Origin of the sequence: Singulisphaera chitinilytica, from assembly GCF_049331405.1 — a bacterium.
Taxonomy (GTDB): domain Bacteria; phylum Planctomycetota; class Planctomycetia; order Isosphaerales; family Isosphaeraceae; genus PoT.
Genome location: NZ_CP186274.1, coordinates 7,338,289 through 7,356,801 on the forward strand (window position 1 = coordinate 7,338,289; position 18,513 = coordinate 7,356,801).

An 18,513-nucleotide genomic window follows, 5' to 3' on the forward strand; every position below is an offset into this window, starting at 1 on the left:
CCAAAGCGAGTGGCGGAAGCATCACCGAGGACGACGTCACCGGCTTGCGAGCCATCGGATTCCTCAATCAATGCGAGCGTTGCCGGAAGAGGAGCAAGGTCTGGCCGAGTTCGACGCGGTCGCCGTCCTTGAGAAGTCGCGAGCCCTTGACGTCCTGGCCATTGACGCGGGTAATCTTGCCGGTCGCGAGGGTACGCAGAAGGTAGCCATCTGAAGTGGCCTCGATCTCCGCATGCTGACGCGCGACCCCCGGATCGCCGAAAAGGCCGACCTCCGCTCGCTCGTCCAATCCGACTCTCGAGAGCTTGTGAGCCAGGAGATAGGCCTGCCCTTCCTGTCGGCCTCGGAGCACCTGGATCCAGGCCCGCCTCAACGCCTGCTCGACGAGCGCGAGCAGGAGCCCCAATCCGGCTCCGAGGATCACAATGCCGATCCCCTGCCCCATCGTGTCATTGTTGCCGAAGGCCCCTCGGAGCCATTCGAAGAGGTAACCGCCAATAAGGCCCCCAAGCCCACCCCCGAGCAATCCGAACAGGAGCCGTTGACGCGAGCGATCGGCCAACCCCTGACTCACGCCGATCCCGATCCCGAGGATCGACCACGAGACGGCGCGACCGAGCAACCCACCCTGAAAGACGCCGATGGCCACTTCTCCCAGCACCAGGCCGACCGCCCCGCCGACGGCCCCGGCGAGGGTTCCCCAGGTGGCGAGGCGACCGAGCTTGAGCCAGGCCCCATCGCGAAAGGGGGCCGAGGCGTTCAGGAAGAAGCCAATCGCTCCGCCGATCAGGAGGCCGGCCAGGGCGTCCCGCACGTAGACCTGCTCGGCGTGGATCAGCTCGACGTAGAGGTAGAGCCCGAAGACAGCGCCGAGGGCCCCGGCCAGGGCGCGGTCGTAGGCCTGCCTGAGATTGGCAGAGCGGATCGGGAGTCGCGAGGTCGCATCAATCGCCGTGCTCATGATAATTTCCTGAGGCTACGGCCCCCCTCGGAGATCACGCGGGCGATGTGGCCAAACGTCTTCACGAGCTCGCCGGCATGGGCAAAGATCGAGCCCTGCTCGGAGCTCGAGAGCCGGCGGAGGTAGTCGAGGTCCGCATCGCCGATGCCGATGGCCACGATCTCGATCCCCTGCTTGATTGCCGCCAGGGCCTGCTCTACCGCGCTTTCGGGGGAGTCTGGATAACCGTCGGTCAGGATCACGACGTAGCGGACGCGGTCGTCGGAGATCAGCCTGGCGCGGGCGAGTTCCAGGGCGTCGGTCAGGTTCGTGCTGCTATCCGGCTCGAGCCGGGCGATCGCGGCCTGGACCCTGCGGGCGTTGCTCGTCGCCTCGGCCTGCAAGGTGACGTTGCTCGAGAATGAGATCAGGCCCACTTCCATCGAGGTGAAGTCGCAGCGGTCGAGGAAGGCCCTCGCGGCATTCTGGGCTTCGAGCAGTGGGGTCCCCGCCATGCTCGCCGAGACGTCGATGAGGAGGTAGAGCCGGATCTTTTCCGCCGGACCCTGGCTCGCGGAGGACTCGGGGGGACGAGCCAGCCAGCTCAGGTCGTCGGGGACGGGCTCGACCGACATCGAGAGCTGGTGACCCGTGTCGCGCTGGGTGGCGCGGACCTGGACGACGCCGTTGGAGTCGTACGACATGCCGACATCGACGGTGACTTCATGATCCGTGGCCATGATCCCCGAGAAGACATACTTCCCCAGGATCGAGCAATCGAGCGGGTTCTGGCTTTCTCCCTGCGTCAGGTAGACCTCGAGCTTTTGATTGGACCCGCCATGCGTGGCGTGGAGGTAGCTGCGGGTGTTCTCGGCCGGGATCTGGAGATTGCGTCGTATGACGATATCGTTGATGTAAGCATTTCCTTCGGCGTTGACGGCGACGGCCCCGAGGCTGTGCGACATCACGTCGTCGACCCGCCTCATGCCGCCAAGCGTGAACCTCGGCGTGGCATCTTGCGACGACTCTCCCATCTCCATCGCAGCCTGGATCGCTGCGCCCAGGGCGACGACCTCATCGACGTTCACTCCGGTCCTGGGGGGCATCCCCGCCATCTGGGAGACATAGGATCGGACCATCGGCATCCGGGTTGAGCCGCCGACGAGCAAGACGCCGCTCAGGTCCTGCCAGCGGAGCTTGGCCTCCTCGAGGGCTTCCTCCGTTAGCTTGCGCGTGCGGTCCATCAGGGGGAACGTGAGGTTCTCGAACTCGGCCCTGGAGAGTTCGTATCCTTTCCGCTCCGAGCCGAGCTGGAGCGTGATCCTCGCGCTATTGCGTTCGGACAGGGCCCACTTGGCCTGCTCGCTGCGGACGAGGACCTCGTTCAGGGCGACGGGGTCGTCCAATGGATCGAGGCCGGTCTCGCTGGCGAACTTCTCGGAGAGGAACATGGCGATGCGATCATCCCAGTTCTTCCCGCCGAGGTCGTGGTCTCCCGCCGTGCTGAGGACGCCGACCGCGTCGTGGGTAATCTTTGCGACCGTGACGTCGAACGTGCCGCCGCCGAGGTCGTAGATCAGGACGGTTTCGTTCGTTCCGGTCTTCTGAAGGCCATAGGCCAGGGCCGCGGCAGTCGGCTCGTTGATGATCCGCAAGACATCCAGGCCTGCCGCATTGCCTGCGTCGATTGTTGCCTTGCGCTGGGCGTCGGCGAAGTAAGCCGGGACGGTGATGACGGTGTGCTCAATGGATAGGCCGAGCTTGGCCTCCGCGTCTTCCTTCAGGCGTCGGAGGACGATCGCGGAAAGGTCGCTCGCGTTGTAGTCGCGATTCTGGAAGCGGAGTTGGTAAAGCGGGTTCCCCATGTGGGGCTTGAAGAAGCTGGCGATCTCCTCGTTGCCGAGTCGGGCCCACTCCTTGGCCTCCTGCCCGACAGCCGGCGGGTCGGAGCCGAAATAGATGACCGACGGCGTGATGTTCTGCCCGTCGCGATTGGGGATGACCTCGGGGCGGCCGTAGGCATTGCGCGCGGCCACCACCGAGTTGGTCGTACCGAGGTCGATCCCTACGAAGCCCTGAGCCATGAGCCGTCCCCGGGTCCACGGACCCCTTGCGAGCCTATCACCCTCGTCGATCCGCATGCTTCGGCCTGCCCGGCGATTTGCCAGGCAGGCCGAAGACGATCGGAGCGATCCGGATCAGGAGACGTTGAGGAGACGCAGGGCCGACGATCGTTCGGCGACCTCGTTCTCGCTCAGCACGGCCTCGGTTTCGAACTCGACGTCGATCGAGCCGCCGCCGGTCAGGTCGGTGGCGGAGACGAGGAGCCGGCCGTCGCGGCTGATCGCGAACTTGACCCGGATCGGGCTGCGTGCGGGGAGGTTGGGAGGCAAGTTCAAGGTGGCCGTACCCACGTCCTGGCAGTCGACCGGTTCCTGGCTGTCGCGCTCGCCGGCCATCACGCGGATGTCGACCCCCGCCTGATTGGCGGTATCCGTGCCGAAGTCGCTGCTGAACTCCATCGGGACCTCGCCGTTGCGAGGTAGCAGGTAGACGACGACTTCGCGGTTATGGTCATCGCGGGCGACGACGCCCAGGCTCTTGCTCAGGACGTTGACGATCCGCGTGTTGACCAACTCGCGGACGGGCCCGGTCAGTGTGAACCCGAGTTGCTGTTCGAGCTTGTCCAGGGCCTCCTCGACCTCGGCCTCGGAGACCTTCTCGAGGTTGATCTCGCGGGCCGAGTCATCGTCGGCTCCGGCTTCGGGGGCGAGAATCTCGCGGACCGAGTCTTCGATCGACTCCTTGAGCCCGAAGAGCGCCGCGCCCTTCGCGACGGCCTCGTCGGGGTCGAACGCCTCGGGCTCGACGCCGAACTCGGCGACAATCCGGTCGTGGACCTGGGGCATGCGCGTGGCGCCGCCGACGAGGATGATCTTGTGGAAGCTCGAATGCCCCTTCCCCTTCGCGTCGTCGAGCATTTCGCGGGTGAGCTCGACGGTGCGGTCGAGGAGGTGCCTGGTGATCTCCTCGAACTTGACGCGGTCGAGTTCGACGCGGGCCTGCTGGCCGGCGTGAGTGACACGGAAGGGGGCCTTGTCGCGCTGAGTGAGTGTCTTCTTACCGCGTTCGGCCTGGAGGAAGAGGTCGTTGAGGACCTCGGGGTCGTCCATCGGATCGGCCTCGACGCCCGTCTGGCTGCGGAACTCCTCGGCGAGGTACATCACGATGGCCTCGTCCCAGAGGGCTCCGCCGAGGCGATGGTCGCCGCCGGTGCAGATGACCCGGATGAGCCGATCCTTGATGTCGATCATCGTGACGTCGAATGTGCCGCCGCCGAGGTCGTAGACCAGGACGGTCTGGTCGTCGGCCTGCTCGAGCCCATATGCGATGGCCGCGGCGGTCGGCTCGTTGAGGATCGCACGCACGTTGAGCCCGGCGAGTCGTCCGGCGTTGGCGGTCGCCTCGCGCTCGGGGGTTCCGAAGTAAGCGGGGCAAGTGATGACGACGTCGGTGATCTTCTCGTCGCCGAGGGCGAGCTCGGCATCGCCGACGATCTTGCGGAGCACGAAGGAGGAGACATCCTCCGGGCTGTACATCTGGCCGTCGTGCTCGAAGACGAAGTTGGGGTCGCCCATGTGCTGCTTGACGCGCGAGACGACCCGGTGCGGCTCGACCTTGGCCGACTCCTTGGCCGTGTTGCCGACGATGATGTTGTCGCCATCAAACAAGACGACCGACGGCGTGATCCGCTCGCTCTCCTGGTTCGGGACGATCACCGGCTTTCCATGCTCGTCCACGTAGGCGATCGCCGAGTAGGTGGTTCCCAGGTCGATGCCGTAAACGCGCTTGAGACCTTCGCTCACGAGTGGATCTCCCGGTGGCTCTGAGACATGTGCGCGGACCTTGACTCCGGATGAGAGCCTGGCCCCGATCGAGTGTTCGGCCTTCCCGTCGAATTATTATGGGTTTCATTCTACTCCCTCCGCGAGCCCACGCTATTCCCCAATTCCAACGCGGAGCGGCTTCCTACTGGCTCAACGGCGGCACACCTGCGAGAATCTTCGGGAGCAGGGTCGGGGCCCGAGTGGCCTTTCTCTCCAACTCCGTTGGCCAACAGACGCGGGAGGACGCCCCCATGACCGCACCGAGTGGACGGCCCGGTTCACGCACGAATCGCCGTGAGGCGATGCGAGCCGCTGCGGCGCTCGCGGCCCTTCGCGGATTCCAAGGCACCGTCCGGGCGGCCGAGCCGTTGAGTCCCGACGCGAAGCATCGCCTGATCCAGTCGGCATGCCGCTGGTGCTATGCGAAGATCCCGCTCGACGAGCTCTGCTCGGCCGCGAAACGCATGGGCCTGGTCGGCCTCGACCTGCTCACTCCCGCCGAGTTCGTCACGGCCAAGAAGCATGGCCTGATCTGCACGATGACGACCTCGCACCCGCTCACCGACGGTCTGTGCGACCCCAAGTTCCGCGACGCGAGCCTCAAGCAGATCAACGCGTCGATCGAGGCCACCGCTGCAGAGGGCTGGAAGAACGTCATCTGCTTCTCGGGCAACCGCCGCGGGATCGAAGACCGGACGGGGCTCGAGAACTGCGCCAAAGCCCTCCGCGAAATCATCCCCGTCGCCGAGAAGGCCGGCGTCACGCTCCAGATGGAGCTGCTCAACAGCAAGGTGAACCACAAGGACTACATGTGCGACCGCTCCGACTGGGGCGTCGAGCTGGTCAAGCGGGTCGGCTCCGACAACTTCCGGCTTCTGTATGACATCTACCACATGCAGATCATGGAAGGGGACGTGATCCGCACGATCGAGAAGAACCACGAATACTTCGGCCACTACCACACCGGCGGCAACCCCGGCCGCAACGAGATCGACGAGTCGCAGGAGCTGAACTACAAGGCCATCGCCCGGGCGATCGCCGCGATCGGCTTCAAGGGGTATCTCGCCCACGAGTTCATCCCCAAGCGTGATCCACTGACCAGCCTCGCCGAGGCCGTCACCCTCTGCGACGTCTGATCCAAACGCAACGGCCCGAGGGATACGCTCCCTCGGGCCGCTTCGTTGATATTTCTTGTCGAGACGCCATTTCTCGCGGACTCTCAGCCATGAAGGTCCGGCTCGCTCAGTTCACCCTCATCGCCTCGACCTTCGGGTTCTGCTGGCTCGGAATGCAGGCCGTGCATGAGCTGGGCCACGTCGTCGCGGCCTGGGTTGCGGGGGAGGCGGTCCATCGTGTGGTGCTCCACCCGCTCGTCATCTCCCGCACCGATTTTTCGCGAGACAGGCATCCACTGCTGGTGATCTGGGGAGGCCCGGTCCTCGGCGTGATCCTCCCCCTCTTCCTGCTGGGCGTGGCGAGGCTGAGGCGATCGAGCCTCCTAATGCTCTCCCAATTCTTCGCCGGCTTTTGCCTGGTGGCCAATGGTGCCTACATCGGGATGGGATCGTTCGGCGGCGTCGGCGATGCCGGGGATTTGGCTCGCCACGGATGCCCGCAGTGGGCGAAGATCCTTTTCGGACTGATCTGTGCCCCCGCCGGGCTTTGGCTCTGGGATGGGCTCGGGCCATGTTTCGGCCTGAAGGCATCTGCGGGACAGGTCGACCGCCTCGCCGTGCGATGGGCAGTCGGCCTGTTCCTCGGCATCGTCGTCCTGGAAATCATCGGCGGTTACGTAGGAATCCTCGGCGCCAGTGAAGAGTCTGGCGCGAGGTGAAAACTAGCCAATGTGTCACAGGCCCGGCTTATCCTTGGCCGGGTCGTTAGTGGGCTGGGCCGGCTTGCGGGGCTGGCCGGGGCCACCCATGGCGCGCGATCGTCCCTGACGCCTGGGGAGTGGGCCGTCGAGGAGGGCGTCGAAGATGGTGATGGCCATCTCGTCGGTGGTCTGCTCGCCGTAGGTCACCGCCTTGGGGGGCTGGCTGGGATTGGCGGGGTTGTCTGAGGAGTTATCGTAGGTCCAGCGGCCTTCGATCTTCGTCCCCGCGGGGAGATGGAAGGGCTCGGCGTACTCGTAGTAGTTCTGCCAGTTGAAGTCCCAGTCGTTGATGGTGATGAGGGGCTTCGTCGATCCGTCGGGGAGGGTCGCGGTCATCTTCACCGTGCGGCCGATCAGGTGCATGTGGGGGAAGACGCCGAACATCTTGAGGCCGATCGGCAGCGTGATCGACTTGGTGACGACGTACTCCTTGTCTCCCGGTTTGATGCGGATGCCCTCGTCATTCATGATGATGAATTCGAGGCGGCTCTTCGGCTTTTGGTCCGTGAAGTGGAGCCCGATCGACGACTGCTCCAGCTCTTCCTTCCCGCTGGGATGAAGGTGGAGTTGGAGGACCAGGCTGACGCCCTGGGGCCACTCGGCGGCCAGGTCGCTGGGGAGCGGGCGAGGCACCATGCCGGGGGTCCAGAAGGCCAAGGGCCCCGGCAGGAGCTGGCCGGGAGGGGCCAGGCCGCTCAGGAAGCTCTTGCCGTCCCCTTCCTTCAGTTTGGCCTCGGCGACCGGCTTCGGCAGCATGGTCAGCACCGCGTGATGGACGATCTTGCGGTTCCCGGGGCGGTATTCGACAGACTCGATGAACTTGCCGGCGGGGATTTCCAGCGGGATCACGAAGCAGCGGTATTCGTCGTCCCCCTCGGCCTTGAAGTTGTAGGCCTCCGCCATCTTCAGGACCATGTCGGGCTCGCCGAGTTGCCAGCCGGTGGCGAACTTCGGGGTCGCGGGCAGGTCGGCGGGATTGCCTTCGGGGGCTCCGTCCTTCACCCATTTACCGATCAGGGCGACCTGCTCGTCGCTCAGTCGCCGGGAGTCGGCGAAATGCCCCGAGCCCGGCTCGGCCTTCCAGGGGGGCATGGTCCGGTCTTCGATCACCATCTTGATGAGCTCCGCACGCTTGCTGGCGTCGCGATAGGTGAGCAAGGGGAACGGGGCGACCTCGCCCGGCCGGTGGCACGTCGCGCATCGCTCGAAGACGAGCGGGGCGATGTCCTTGTTGAACGTGACGGGCTTGTTCGCCTCGTTAGCGGCCTTTTCAGTCGGGGCATCCTCTGCGCGAAGCTCCGCGGCGAAGGATCCGACATTACAAAGACACGCCAAGGCTAATAAGTATGCAGACGTGTGGCGGCAAAGCGGCAATGGACGCGTCGGCATGGATGGCGATGACCTCGTTATACGGCGAAGAACTCGATGATTTCAAGGCGGCCGGGGCTGCACTCATAGTACTCGATTTCAGGGGGATTTGTTTCAAGGAGCGGGGATTCCGCGTAAGAATTCGGAGAAGAAATCGTGAGATTTCCGTTCGAAGGAGAACCGTCCTCCGGACCCATCTCGAGGCTCGCACGAAATCGCTCGGTGACTCCTAAGACGCGCGTGGGGTGGATCGTTATGACCTTGAGAGGCGTCTAAAACAGGAGGAGGGAGCGGCCCTGGGGTCTCGTGGCGTTCCGCTCCCATCGCCGAGTTCGAGCCGTCTTCACGTCGCAAGGTTTTGCCCCGCAGACGGATGGAGTTTGCCATGATTCGAAGCATCGGGCGTGCTTTCCTTCTGGTCGGGTTGGCCCAGATGGCCTGGGTGCAGGCCGTGTGGGCTCAAGGGCTGATCGTCGATCGTCGCGTGACGGTCCCGATCGCTCGGTCCTATGAGATTCGCGAGGTGAGCGTCGACGCTCGCATCCGCGACCAGATTGCCGAGGTCCAGGTCTCGCAGACCTTCCACAACCCAGGCTCCGTCCAGCTCGAGTCCGAGTACCTCTTCCCCCTGCCCAAGGATGGGGCGATCCAGAACTTCGTACTGCTCGTCGACGGCAAGGAGATGCCCGGCCGCTTGCTGACGAAGGAGGAGGCTCGTCGGATCTACGAGGAGATCGTGAGGAGCCGTCGCGACCCCGCACTGCTCGAATACATGGGGCGAGGCCTCTACCGCACGAGCGTCTTCCCGATTCCGCCCGGGGCCGACCGCAAGGTCACGATGCGCTACAACCAGATTTGCAAGCGTGACCGGGAGATCGTCGAGTTCGCCTACCCCTTCAGTACGCAGAAGTTCACCGCGAAGCCGATCGCCCGCCTGAGCCTCGACCTCCGGATCGAAAGCAAGGACCCCATCAAATCCATCTACAGCCCGACCTCCGACGCCACGATCGACCGCAGCAGTGAGCACGAGGCGAAGATCCATCTGGACCGGCGCGACGTCATCCCCGACCGCGACTTCCGCCTGATCTACACCCTCTCGGAAGGCGCCGTGGGGGCGAGCGTCCTCAGCTATCGGCCGACCGGCTCGGAGGACGGCTACTTCCTGATGCTGGCCAGCCCGGAGATCAAGCGGGCCGATGTCAAGCCACAGCCCAAGACCGTCATCTTCGTGCTGGATCGGTCGGGCTCGATGGCGGGTAAGAAGATCGAGCAGGCCCGCAAGGCGCTCCAGTTCGTCCTGGCCAACCTACGCGACGACGACCTCTTCAACATCGTGGCCTATGACGATCGCGTCGACCTCTTCCAGCCCGAGTTGCAACGCTACTCCCCCTCCACGCGTCGCGACGCCGAGCGCTACGTCGACAAGATCCGCGAAGGGGGCGCGACCAACATCGACTCGGCCCTCAAAACCGCCGTCGCGATGGTGAAGGACAACACCCGACCGAGCTACGTCCTCTTCCTCACCGATGGCCTGCCGACGGCCGGCGAGACGAACGAACTCAAGATTGCCGAGAACAGCCGCGGTGCGAACGCCTCGCACGTGAAGATCTTCTCCTTCGGCGTCGGCTACGACGTGAACGCCCGCCTGCTCGACCGCCTGAGCGGCGGGAACCAGGGGACGAGCGAGTACGTAAAACCCGACGAGGATATCGAGGCCCACGTCGCCCGCTTCTACAGCAAGCTCACGAGCCCGATCCTCACGGATATCAAGGTGGCCTTCGGCGAGACCGACATCAACCGCACCTATCCTCGCGACATCCCCGACCTCTTCGAAGGGGGCCAGCTCATCCTCGTCGGCCGATACCGCCAGGGGGGCAAGACCTCGATCAAGGTCAACGGCAAGGTCGGCGGAGACTCTCGCCAGTTCGACTTCTCCACCGAGCTCGCCTCGTCCGACCGGGGCGGAAGTTATGACTTCATCGAACGCATCTGGGCGACGCGCCGCGTCGGGGCGATCATCGACCAGATCGACCTCCACGGCCAGAACAAGGAACTCATCGACGAGCTGGTTGCACTCAGCCAGAAATACGGCATCCTGACCCCTTACACATCGTTCCTGGCCGACGAGACGGTCCCCTTGCACGCGGCGACCGAGAATCGAGCCCGGGCCGCCCGGTCGCTCGATCAACTCTCCGTCGTCAGCGGGGCGGCGGGAGTCAATCAACGCTCTGCGAAACAGTTCTACATGGAAGCCAAGTCCGTCGGGGATGGACAGGCGCCAACGGCATATTCCCCGGCTCTTTCCAACGCAGGGCAGAGCAAGGGTGCCATGGCCGGGATGCAACCACAGCCCCGTGGTGCGATGATGGGTGGCCTTGGCAGGATGGCCGGGCAAAGTGCTGACAAGCGATCGGCCGATCGCAGAAAGGCCGGTCCGGTTCTGTTCGCCGAGGCCTTTGAGCCCCAGGGCCAGGCGGCTTCGAACGCCCTCGCCGTCCGCCAGGCCGGGTCCAAGACCTTCTACCGTCGCCAGGATCGCTGGGTCGACTCAACCGTGACGCCCGAGGAGGATCTGAAGGCCAAGGTCATCCGCCAGTTCAGCGACGAATACTTCGAGCTCGCCCGGTCCCAGAAGGCCGAGTTCAACCAGTACCTCGCCTTCGAGGAACCCGTCACCATCAAGCTCGACGACCAGGTCTATCGGTTCGACCCTCCGACCCCCTGATCGGATCGAACCGCCTCGGGCAAGGACGCCCCCCTCATTTCTTGATGGCAAAGACCGAGACGATCTCGGGCCGGATGACCTTCTCGCCAGCCCGGTACCCCTTGCGGTGCCGGGCCGCAATCGTCTTGCCGAGGCTCGGATCCTCGGTGGGCGTGGTCGAGACGGCTCGCTGGCGACGAGGGTCGAACGATTCACCCTCGCAGGCGAACGGCTCGACCCCCTGCCTGTAGAGGACGTCGTCGATCCCCTGCTGGAAGCCCCGCATCAATTCGACGAGCTGCCCCGTTTCTCCCTCGGCCCCCTGCCTCGACTCGACGATCTTGCCGATGTCGTCGTGGAGCTGGATCAGGTCGACGAAGACGGGACGCATCACGTTGAGCAGCAGATCCTGTTTGTACTCCTGCAACTCGGCATGGAGCCGGTCGACGACCTTCTCGCGCGTGGCCTCGGCGCGGATCTCTCGCTCGAACATGGTCTGCAGTGAGTCCAGTTTGCGGTGGAGCGCGTCCCCCAGGCTGGCGAGCGAATCGGCCGTTGCCAGGTCGGGCCCGGCGAATCCGACCGGGAATGCGGCCGGCTCTCCGGAGGATGGTAACTGGGCCGTGAGCTCGTCGTCAGTCGCGATCGACTCAACCACAGGAGCCGGGACGACGAAGGCGACCTCGGCCTCGCCTTCCGGGGTCGGTTCGGCCGCGACCGGCAGCACTTCCGCATCCTCGGGACGTAGCTCGTCGGACATGATCGATCGCTCGGGCCGAGCCCGACTCCGCTGGGCAGGGTGTCGTTCGAAGGAAGGGGCGACATGCCCATCCACTCATCTTGGTCCGGGACGCCTGGATTCGAGTTGATCCATCACCTTTTGCTTCCGCAAGAGCCAGAGGACGGGCCGCTCGACCAGCAAGGGGGTGGGGAGCGGCTGGGGTTCGTCGTCGCGATCCTGGGCCGCATCCCCCAGCGTCGAGCAGGCGAAGCACCGATGGTTGGGGAAGTGCACGTCCAGATGCTCCAGGAAACCGGTCGCCCCCCAATGCCGGAGCGCGGATTGCACCTCGTCATGGATCGCCTGGTCGAGCCCGAGGCTCGGCCTTGATTCGGGGACCCCGCACGCCCACTCGTATAACTTCGTCCCCTTGGGCAGGAGTCTACCCCAGCGGTCGAGCTTGTTCAGGACGATGGCCAGCGGGGTCTTCGTAGGGGTGTTCGGAAAGAACGTCGCGAGCTTGCGGATGTCGTTCAAATAATCGGCGAGGGGGACGCGGCGTTCCTTTTCGGTGAGATGGAGCCGAGGGTCGTGCGCCACAGCGCGTAACCTCAAAGGATCTATGAGGAACAAGAGCCCCTTCGCCCGGCCGACGTATTCGGCCTCATTGCGAAGCAGGTCAAGATTCTCCTCCCAGTCCTCGCCCGACGTGTCGAAGAACGAGAGGATGGCGCCTGACCGTTTCGCTCGATTGCCCTGAAACACCAGCGGATCCAAGATGGAACGATCGACCTTGAGACTCAGTGTCGGCGCGTGGCTATGACGCCTCGCCCTTTCGTCTCCAACTCCAAGATCGCTGAGTCCATAGGTCTGGTCATGGTAATCGCGGGCGTAGCGCTCCCGTGTCTCATCGGTGACGGTGCTGAGGACGAAACCGAGGTCGGGGCCGACGTGGTTGTCGAGCTCGTTGATCAGTACCGAGAGGAACGTCGTCTTTCCCACCGACTCCGGGCCGACGACGACGACCTGCGCGGAGCGCAAAGTCACGGCCGAGTCGGGCAAATGGCGATGGCAAGACGGGCAGAGGCGGTAGTCGGCCGGCTGGCCGCATTCGCGGCAAGGCAATGAGTTCGGCAGGAGGAGGCGGTCGAGGTGACGCTTCCAGGCTCGGCTGCGATCCTCGATCGGTACGATCCACCAGGGGGTCTTGAGCCCGGCCCCGACCGTCCTGCGGCCGTGGGCGGTCCTGGAGAAGATGGGATCGGGGACCATCCGCGTATGATCATTTTTGCAGATGGGAGAGTTGCAGCGCAGATGGATTTCGAAAGCGGTGAAGCGTTCGAGGCAGAAGGGGCACGTCACTCGACGCCAGGGGGCGAGTCGCGTCAACAGATCCAGGGGCATCTCGCACCCTTCGGAGCCGGGTTGGGACGAGCACCGGGTCGACGTTTCTCTCGATGAAGACCGCGAGATCCCGGTTGCCTCGTCTCGCCTGCCTGGGGATCCATCGTGTCGCAGCGACGTTCGCCTTTCAACCCAGAGCCCTTTGATTTTGCGGGGAACGACCGAAGTTAAACCTTGCCGCTCGGGTCGCCTTGAGGCCCTTGTGTCGCCGACTCACTTGGATACACTAAGAGGCCTTAAATTCTGGCGTGCGTGGACCTTCAATCAGGTCCTTCTTCATCGACCATTTCGGAGGGTGCGTAACATGCCCCGACTTTCCCTGGCGATCGGCATTTGTCTCGGGGCGTCGTTCGCGGCGTTGGCCCGGGCAGAGACCCCCAACGATTCGTCATTGGGTGCGAAGCCCCCGGGGGGCGCGGTCGTCCTCTTCGGCGGCGACAGCCTGAAGGACTGGACCGGGCAGGACGGCAAGAGCCCTGCCCCCTGGGTCGTGGAGGACGGGGCCTTCATCGTGAAACCGAGGAGCGGCGGGATCCGCACGAAGGAGACCTTCGGCGACTTCCAGCTCCACATTGAGTTCAACATCCCCTACATGCCCGAAGCCAAGGGGCAGGCCCGCGGCAACAGCGGCGTCTACCTCGGAGGGATCTATGAACTCCAGGTCCTCGACTCATACGGGCTCGAGCTCAAGTACGACGACTGCGGCGCCATCTACAAGCAGATAATTCCGAAGGTCAACGCCTGCAAGCCCCCCAAGCAGTGGCAGACCTATGACGTGACCTTCCACAAGGCCAAGGTCGAGGGGGGCAAGGTCGTCAAGAAGGCCCGCGTCACCGTCATCCACAACGGGATCAAGACGATCGACGACGCCGAGATCGAGATGACCCCGGGGGGCGTCGACGTCCCCGTCGGTTTCGATGGCCCGATCTATCTCCAGGACCACGGCAACGAGGTCAAGTTCCGCAACGTCTGGATCAAGCCCATCAACTGAGGTGGTCTTGGCCCGCCGACTCGGCCGGATTGCCTCGGTTCCAAGGGGCAGTCCGGTCGTTCTGCTTCGACAGCTTCTAGACTCTCAAAATTCACGGAACTGCATCTCCTCGTGATCGGAGTACGTCGTCCATGCTGACCGCAGAGGGTTGCGCCGCCCGTCGGAAGCGTCTCTGGGATCATCTGCCGTCGCCCTGTGATGTGCTGATATTGGCTGACCCTCAACACCTCATTTATTTCGCCAATTATGCACAATCACCTTTCGTCTTCCGTACCTCGGACGCCGGCGCATTCCTGATCCTGGAGCCTGGGAAGGCGACGCTGGTCTCCGACAACGTGAGCGAGCCCTTCTGGGAAGGCGCCGCCGTCGACGAGGTCGTGGCCCCGGTCTGGTATGAGGCCAAGAGTTCGGCCGGGCATCGGCAAGGGGTTCGACTCGCCGCGGCGATTGAAGTCCTGAATCGGAGCCCTCACGCTCGCGTCGGCGTGGAGATGGCGTCTGTCCCCGTCGGACTCGTCGAGGCCCTGCGGAGCAAGAACCCCGGGCTCGAACTGGTCGACCTCGACCCGGTCATCCGGCCGCTGCGTCGGGCCAAGGATGCCGACGAACTTGCGATCCTCCGCAAGTCGATGAAAGCCGGCGAGGCCGCCCAGGCTGCGGCGCTCGAGCGGGTGAAGCCCGGCATGACCGAACTCGCCGTCTTCGAACTGATCCAGCAGGCTGCGATCGATGCCATCGACGAGCAAGCCCTCGTCTACGGCGACTTCGTCTCCGGGCCTCGCTGCGAGATCGAGAAGGGCGGGATTCCCAGCACCCGCGTCATTCAGAAAGGCGAGCTATTGATGCTCGACTTTTCCGTGGTCGTCTTCGGCTATCGGGGCGACTTCACGAATACCTTCGCCGTTGGGGGTGAGCCGACCCCTCGCCAGCGCGAGCTTTTCCAGGCCTGCGTCGATTCCATCAAGGCCGGCGAAAAAGTCCTGAAAGCGGGAGTCGCCTGCCGCGACGTCGACGCCGCCGTGCGTGGCCACCTCGCCGACCTGGGCCTGGCTCACGCCTTCCCGAGCCACACGGGTCACGGCCTCGGCCTAGGGCATCCCGATCCGCCCTACCTCGTCCCCGAGAGCACCGAGACTCTCATTGCCGGGGACGTCGTCGCGCTGGAGCCGGGCCTCTATATCGAGGGCGAAGGGGGCATGCGGTTTGAGCGGAATTACCTCATCACGCCGACCGGGTACGAAACCCTGTCGAACCACAAGCTCGAGATTTCGCAGGGAAAATGACGCCTGCTTCGGCGTCATAGCCTCGACGAAAACGTGAAATAGACGATGGGCAGCTCCGATCTCACATCGCATGTCCGAGAGGACCTGCGGGAGATCGGAACTGCCCATCGTCGCATTCCATGAGCCCGAGAAAGAGGGTGGCCTCGGGGCCATCCTCTTTCCCTGGCGGCAGGATGTAAGATCAGGCGCCGGCGGCCGTCTTCAGGGCGGCGATGGCCGGATCATAATCGGGCTCGTTGGTCATCTCGGAGACGACCTCGACGTAGGTGATCTTGTCCTGCGGGTCGACGACGAACACCGCGCGGGCGAGCAAGGGGATCGGTAGCCCTTGGATCAGGACCCCGTACTTCTCGCCGAAGCTGTGGTTGTGGACGTCGGAGAGGTTCTTGACGTTCTCGATGCTCGCCTCGGTGCAGAACCGCTGCTGGGCGAACGGGAGATCGAGGCTCACGGTGTAGGCCGCGACCTTGTCGCCGAGGGCCTGCAGCTCTTCCGCGAACTTCTTCGTCTGCTTGTTGCAGACCGGCGTGTCGAGCGAAGGCACGACGTTGAAGAGCCGAGCCTTGCCCGAGGTCCCTGCGAGGTTGATGACCGCGAGCCCGGCCCCGACGCAGGTGAAGTCCGGCGCAGCGTCACCCGCCTTGAGCTTCGGTCCGACCAGCTCGATCGGATTACCCTTGAACGTGACTTCGCCCTTGCGCGTTTCGGCCATGGTATTGATCCTTCGCTTGAGTCCTGGGGATTTGCCCATCATCTGGGGGCTTTAGGGTAGCCGCCCCCTCGTGCGAATCGCAAGCGGTTACAGGGGTAAACGCCCGGCCCCTCGCCGAGTTTCTCGATCCCTTCATGCTCGGACAAGGACCTACACGAACTGGCGAGATCGAGGCGTCCTCGGCAAAGGCGCAGGCCGGTTGAAGCCAGGCAGAATGGAGGGGCCGCAGGGTCGACGTCTATCGTTCCGGGAAGTCGGCTCGGTATCATTTGAGGGGAGTTGAAGACGCGAACATGGCTTCGGGCACCTCGAGACTGAGATGACTTCCAAGCGGCCGGATCCTTATCAATATGACGTCATCGTGGTCGGCGGTGGCCATGCCGGCATCGAAGCGGCCCTAGCTTCGGCTCGTCTCGGTGTGCGGACGGCGTTACTCACGATCAATTGCGACGCCGTCGGGCAGATGAGCTGCAACCCGGCCATCGGTGGCGTCGCTAAGGGGCAGATCGTCCGGGAGATCGACGCCCTCGGCGGTGCGATGGGCGTCATCACCGACGCCACCGCGATCCAGTTCCGGCTCCTGAACCGAGGCAAGGGGCCGGCGATGCATAGCCCCCGCGCCCAGTGTGACAAGAAGGCCTATCAGAACCTCGCCAAGCTGCTGGTCGAGAAACAAGCCAACCTGACCCTGCGTCAGGAGATGATCGAGTCGCTGATCGTCGACCACGGCCGGATCGCGGGCCTGCGCTGTCGAGGCGGTGCGGAGTATCGGGCTCGCGCGGTCGTTGTCACGACCGGGACTTTCCTCCAGGCCCTGATGCACACCGGCGAGGTGAAGACTGCCGGCGGCCGTGCCGGGGACGTGGCGGCCGAGGGTTTGTCGGGGAGCCTACGCTCATTCGGCTTCGAGCTCCAACGGTTCAAGACGGGGACTCCGCCTCGGCTCAACGGGCGGACGATCGACTTCTCGCGCCTCGAGGAGCAGCCGGGGGACGTCGATCCGGCCCCCTTCTCCTTCCTCACCGATCGGATCCTCCAGGAACAGCTCCCCTGCCATATCACGACCACGACGCCTGAGGTCCACGACGTCATCCGGGCCAACTTGCATCGCGCCCCGATGTACTCCGGGCAGATCCAGAGCACCGGCCCGCGCTACTGCCCCTCGATCGAGGATAAGATCGTCCGGTTCGCCGACCGCCAGAACCACCAGATCTTCCTCGAGCCTGAGGGCCGGGGGACGCTGGAATACTACTGCAACGGTATCTCCACGAGCCTGCCTCGCGACGTCCAGGAGACGATCATCCCCATGATTCCCGGGCTCGAGCAGGCCGAGATCATGCGGTTCGGCTACGCGGTCGAATACGACTTCGCGCCCCCCACACAGCTCCAATCGAACCTGGAAACGAAGAACGTTCCTGGCCTCTTCTTCGCAGGGCAGATTAACGGGACGACCGGATATGAGGAGGCCGCCGCCCAGGGATTGCTCGCAGGCATCAACGCGGCCCGAGGCGCACTCGAACTTGAGCCGTTCGTCGTGGATCGCACCGAGGGCTACATCGGCGTCCTGATCGACGATCTCGTGACTCGAGGTGTCGACGAGCCCTACCGGATGTTCACAAGCCGCGCCGAGTATCGGCTGCTGCTCCGTTCCGATAACGCCGACCTTCGTCTCACCGCCAGGGGCCGCGAGGTCGGCTCGGTTGACGATGCACGCTGGCAGCGATTCCAGGCGCGCAAGCAGCAAATCGACTCACTGCGCGAGACGCTCATCTCGACGCGAGTTGAAGGGGATACCCTGTTCCAGATATTGAGGCGTCCTCCCACGACCTGGGAGGAACTAGCCGACCTCCATTCCCCGCTCCTTGAGGTCGTCGACGACGTCGGGGCGATCGAACAGGTCACGATCGAAGCCAAGTACGGCGGTTATATCGATCGCCAGTCGGTCCAGGTGGAAAGATTCCGCCGCCTGGAACATAAGTCGATCCCCGAGGATTTCGACTTTCGCGGGATTGTTCAACTACGAGCGGAGGCTCGCGAGAAGTTCCATCGCGTGAGGCCGCGCTCGCTCGGCCAGGCCGGACGCATCAGCGGGATTAATCCGGCCGACATCGCCACGCTCCTCGTTCATCTCAAGAAGGTGAGAAATCCACTCCTTCACGGAGAAGAAAGTTAAGCGTTAACGCCTATTAATATTCGCAACGAATTTAATGGGCCAGATTAGGCGATTGTTGCACTCGGGTTGTTCGGCCAGCCGTCTTCGGAGAGTAAGAACGGATCATTTGTGTGGATTCTGGCGGTTAAGCCTGCCTGGGGTCCTGGGTCGTTTATGTGCTTTCGACAACGCGCGTGATCTACGAAGGTCTCTTGCGGTCATTTGGGTTGACAGGGTAGGCAGGCACTTTATAATTGGCTGCGTTGGCAATTCTGGTAAGTTCGTTAGGATCAGCAAACTTTGCTGGTCAAGCATCGCGAAGGGAGATGGGCGGTCTTACGACGGCTTGCCAACCGAGGCCAGCCTGCGTTGAGAGCGAGCCTAGCAAGGAGGCTTGCACGGCGCCTGACGAGGACTATGGGGGAGGCCCGGGCTCGTCGGCAAGAGGGAGCGATTAAGCCTTAAGCTCGCAGAA

13 protein-coding genes are annotated in these 18,513 nt (G+C 63.9%); 6 read left to right on the forward strand and 7 right to left on the reverse strand.

Annotated elements, in window-relative coordinates:
• Positions 1-67: 67 nt before the first annotated feature.
• From ACOYYX_RS28630 to ACOYYX_RS28640, 3 genes are all read right to left on the reverse strand, one after another.
• On the reverse strand, positions 68-961 hold the full coding sequence (locus ACOYYX_RS28630) for an FHA domain-containing protein (RefSeq protein WP_422926090.1): 894 nt from the start codon (positions 959-961) through the stop codon (positions 68-70).
• Positions 958-3,024: an Hsp70 family protein gene (locus ACOYYX_RS28635; RefSeq protein WP_422926092.1), complete on the reverse strand. Its 2,067-nt coding sequence runs from the start codon at positions 3,022-3,024 to the stop codon at positions 958-960. The genes ACOYYX_RS28630 and ACOYYX_RS28635 overlap by 4 nt, the downstream gene beginning before the upstream one ends.
• Before the next feature lie 114 nt (positions 3,025-3,138).
• A complete protein-coding gene (locus tag ACOYYX_RS28640; RefSeq protein WP_422926093.1) occupies positions 3,139-4,806 on the reverse strand; it encodes an Hsp70 family protein in 1,668 nt (555 codons plus the stop codon).
• Between the two features lie 272 nt (positions 4,807-5,078).
• On the opposite strand from ACOYYX_RS28640, the gene ACOYYX_RS28645 reads away from it, so the two are divergent.
• On the forward strand, positions 5,079-5,963 hold the full coding sequence (locus ACOYYX_RS28645; RefSeq protein ID WP_422926095.1) for a hydroxypyruvate isomerase family protein: 885 nt from the start codon (positions 5,079-5,081) through the stop codon (positions 5,961-5,963).
• A gap of 89 nt (positions 5,964-6,052) precedes the next feature.
• Complete coding sequence (locus ACOYYX_RS28650; protein ID WP_422926097.1) at positions 6,053-6,661, forward strand: hypothetical protein; 609 nt, start codon at positions 6,053-6,055, stop codon at positions 6,659-6,661.
• A gap of 15 nt (positions 6,662-6,676) precedes the next feature.
• Here the strand turns inward: ACOYYX_RS28650 and ACOYYX_RS28655 are convergent, their stop codons facing one another.
• Positions 6,677-8,092: a c-type cytochrome gene (locus tag ACOYYX_RS28655; RefSeq protein ID WP_422926099.1), complete on the reverse strand. Its 1,416-nt coding sequence runs from the start codon at positions 8,090-8,092 to the stop codon at positions 6,677-6,679.
• Between the two features lie 364 nt (positions 8,093-8,456).
• Here ACOYYX_RS28655 and ACOYYX_RS28660 point away from each other — a divergent pair, with 364 nt between their 5' ends.
• Positions 8,457-10,796 carry a VIT domain-containing protein gene (locus ACOYYX_RS28660; RefSeq protein ID WP_422926101.1) on the forward strand — a complete coding sequence of 780 codons (2,340 nt, stop codon included), beginning with the start codon at positions 8,457-8,459 and terminating at the stop codon, positions 10,794-10,796.
• Positions 10,797-10,830: 34 nt separating this feature from the next.
• Here the strand turns inward: ACOYYX_RS28660 and ACOYYX_RS28665 are convergent, their stop codons facing one another.
• The gene (locus tag ACOYYX_RS28665) at positions 10,831-11,535 is read right to left on the reverse strand and encodes a nucleotide exchange factor GrpE (RefSeq protein ID WP_422926103.1); all 705 of its coding nucleotides are present in this window, start codon (positions 11,533-11,535) and stop codon (positions 10,831-10,833) included.
• A 75-nt stretch (positions 11,536-11,610) separates the two neighbouring features.
• On the reverse strand, positions 11,611-12,768 hold the full coding sequence (locus ACOYYX_RS28670; RefSeq protein ID WP_422926105.1) for a TRAFAC clade GTPase domain-containing protein: 1,158 nt from the start codon (positions 12,766-12,768) through the stop codon (positions 11,611-11,613).
• Positions 12,769-13,204: 436 nt separating this feature from the next.
• On the opposite strand from ACOYYX_RS28670, the gene ACOYYX_RS28675 reads away from it, so the two are divergent.
• The gene (locus ACOYYX_RS28675) at positions 13,205-13,891 is read left to right on the forward strand and encodes a 3-keto-disaccharide hydrolase (protein ID WP_422926107.1); all 687 of its coding nucleotides are present in this window, start codon (positions 13,205-13,207) and stop codon (positions 13,889-13,891) included.
• Between the two features lie 131 nt (positions 13,892-14,022).
• Positions 14,023-15,174 (forward strand): M24 family metallopeptidase, encoded by a 1,152-nt coding sequence (locus ACOYYX_RS28680; RefSeq protein WP_422926109.1) that lies wholly within the window; start codon positions 14,023-14,025, stop codon positions 15,172-15,174.
• A 181-nt stretch (positions 15,175-15,355) separates the two neighbouring features.
• Here ACOYYX_RS28680 and tpx read toward each other — a convergent pair whose 3' ends face one another.
• Positions 15,356-15,886, reverse strand: coding sequence for a thiol peroxidase (tpx, locus tag ACOYYX_RS28685; RefSeq protein ID WP_422926111.1), 531 nt, complete (start codon positions 15,884-15,886; stop codon positions 15,356-15,358).
• Between the two features lie 319 nt (positions 15,887-16,205).
• On the opposite strand from tpx, the gene mnmG reads away from it, so the two are divergent.
• The gene (gene mnmG, locus ACOYYX_RS28690; protein ID WP_422926113.1) at positions 16,206-18,059 is read left to right on the forward strand and encodes a tRNA uridine-5-carboxymethylaminomethyl(34) synthesis enzyme MnmG; all 1,854 of its coding nucleotides are present in this window, start codon (positions 16,206-16,208) and stop codon (positions 18,057-18,059) included.
• Positions 18,060-18,513: the final 454 nt, after the last annotated feature.

Bases quoted from the DNA above. Each gene is read 5' to 3' on its own strand.
- ACOYYX_RS28630 (WP_422926090.1), bottom strand. From the start codon at position 961: ATGAGCACGGCGATTGATGCGACCTCGCGACTCCCGATCCGCTCTGCC.
- ACOYYX_RS28635 (WP_422926092.1), bottom strand. From the start codon at position 3,024: ATGGCTCAGGGCTTCGTAGGGATCGACCTCGGTACGACCAACTCGGTG.
- ACOYYX_RS28645 (WP_422926095.1), top strand. From the start codon at position 5,079: ATGACCGCACCGAGTGGACGGCCCGGTTCACGCACGAATCGCCGTGAG.
- ACOYYX_RS28650 (WP_422926097.1), top strand. From the start codon at position 6,053: ATGAAGGTCCGGCTCGCTCAGTTCACCCTCATCGCCTCGACCTTCGGG.
- ACOYYX_RS28655 (WP_422926099.1), bottom strand. From the start codon at position 8,092: ATGCCGACGCGTCCATTGCCGCTTTGCCGCCACACGTCTGCATACTTA.
- ACOYYX_RS28660 (WP_422926101.1), top strand. From the start codon at position 8,457: ATGATTCGAAGCATCGGGCGTGCTTTCCTTCTGGTCGGGTTGGCCCAG.
- ACOYYX_RS28665 (WP_422926103.1), bottom strand. From the start codon at position 11,535: ATGTCCGACGAGCTACGTCCCGAGGATGCGGAAGTGCTGCCGGTCGCG.
- ACOYYX_RS28670 (WP_422926105.1), bottom strand. From the start codon at position 12,768: ATGGTCCCCGATCCCATCTTCTCCAGGACCGCCCACGGCCGCAGGACG.
- ACOYYX_RS28675 (WP_422926107.1), top strand. From the start codon at position 13,205: ATGCCCCGACTTTCCCTGGCGATCGGCATTTGTCTCGGGGCGTCGTTC.
- ACOYYX_RS28680 (WP_422926109.1), top strand. From the start codon at position 14,023: ATGCTGACCGCAGAGGGTTGCGCCGCCCGTCGGAAGCGTCTCTGGGAT.
- tpx (WP_422926111.1), bottom strand. From the start codon at position 15,886: ATGGCCGAAACGCGCAAGGGCGAAGTCACGTTCAAGGGTAATCCGATC.
- mnmG (WP_422926113.1), top strand. From the start codon at position 16,206: ATGACTTCCAAGCGGCCGGATCCTTATCAATATGACGTCATCGTGGTC.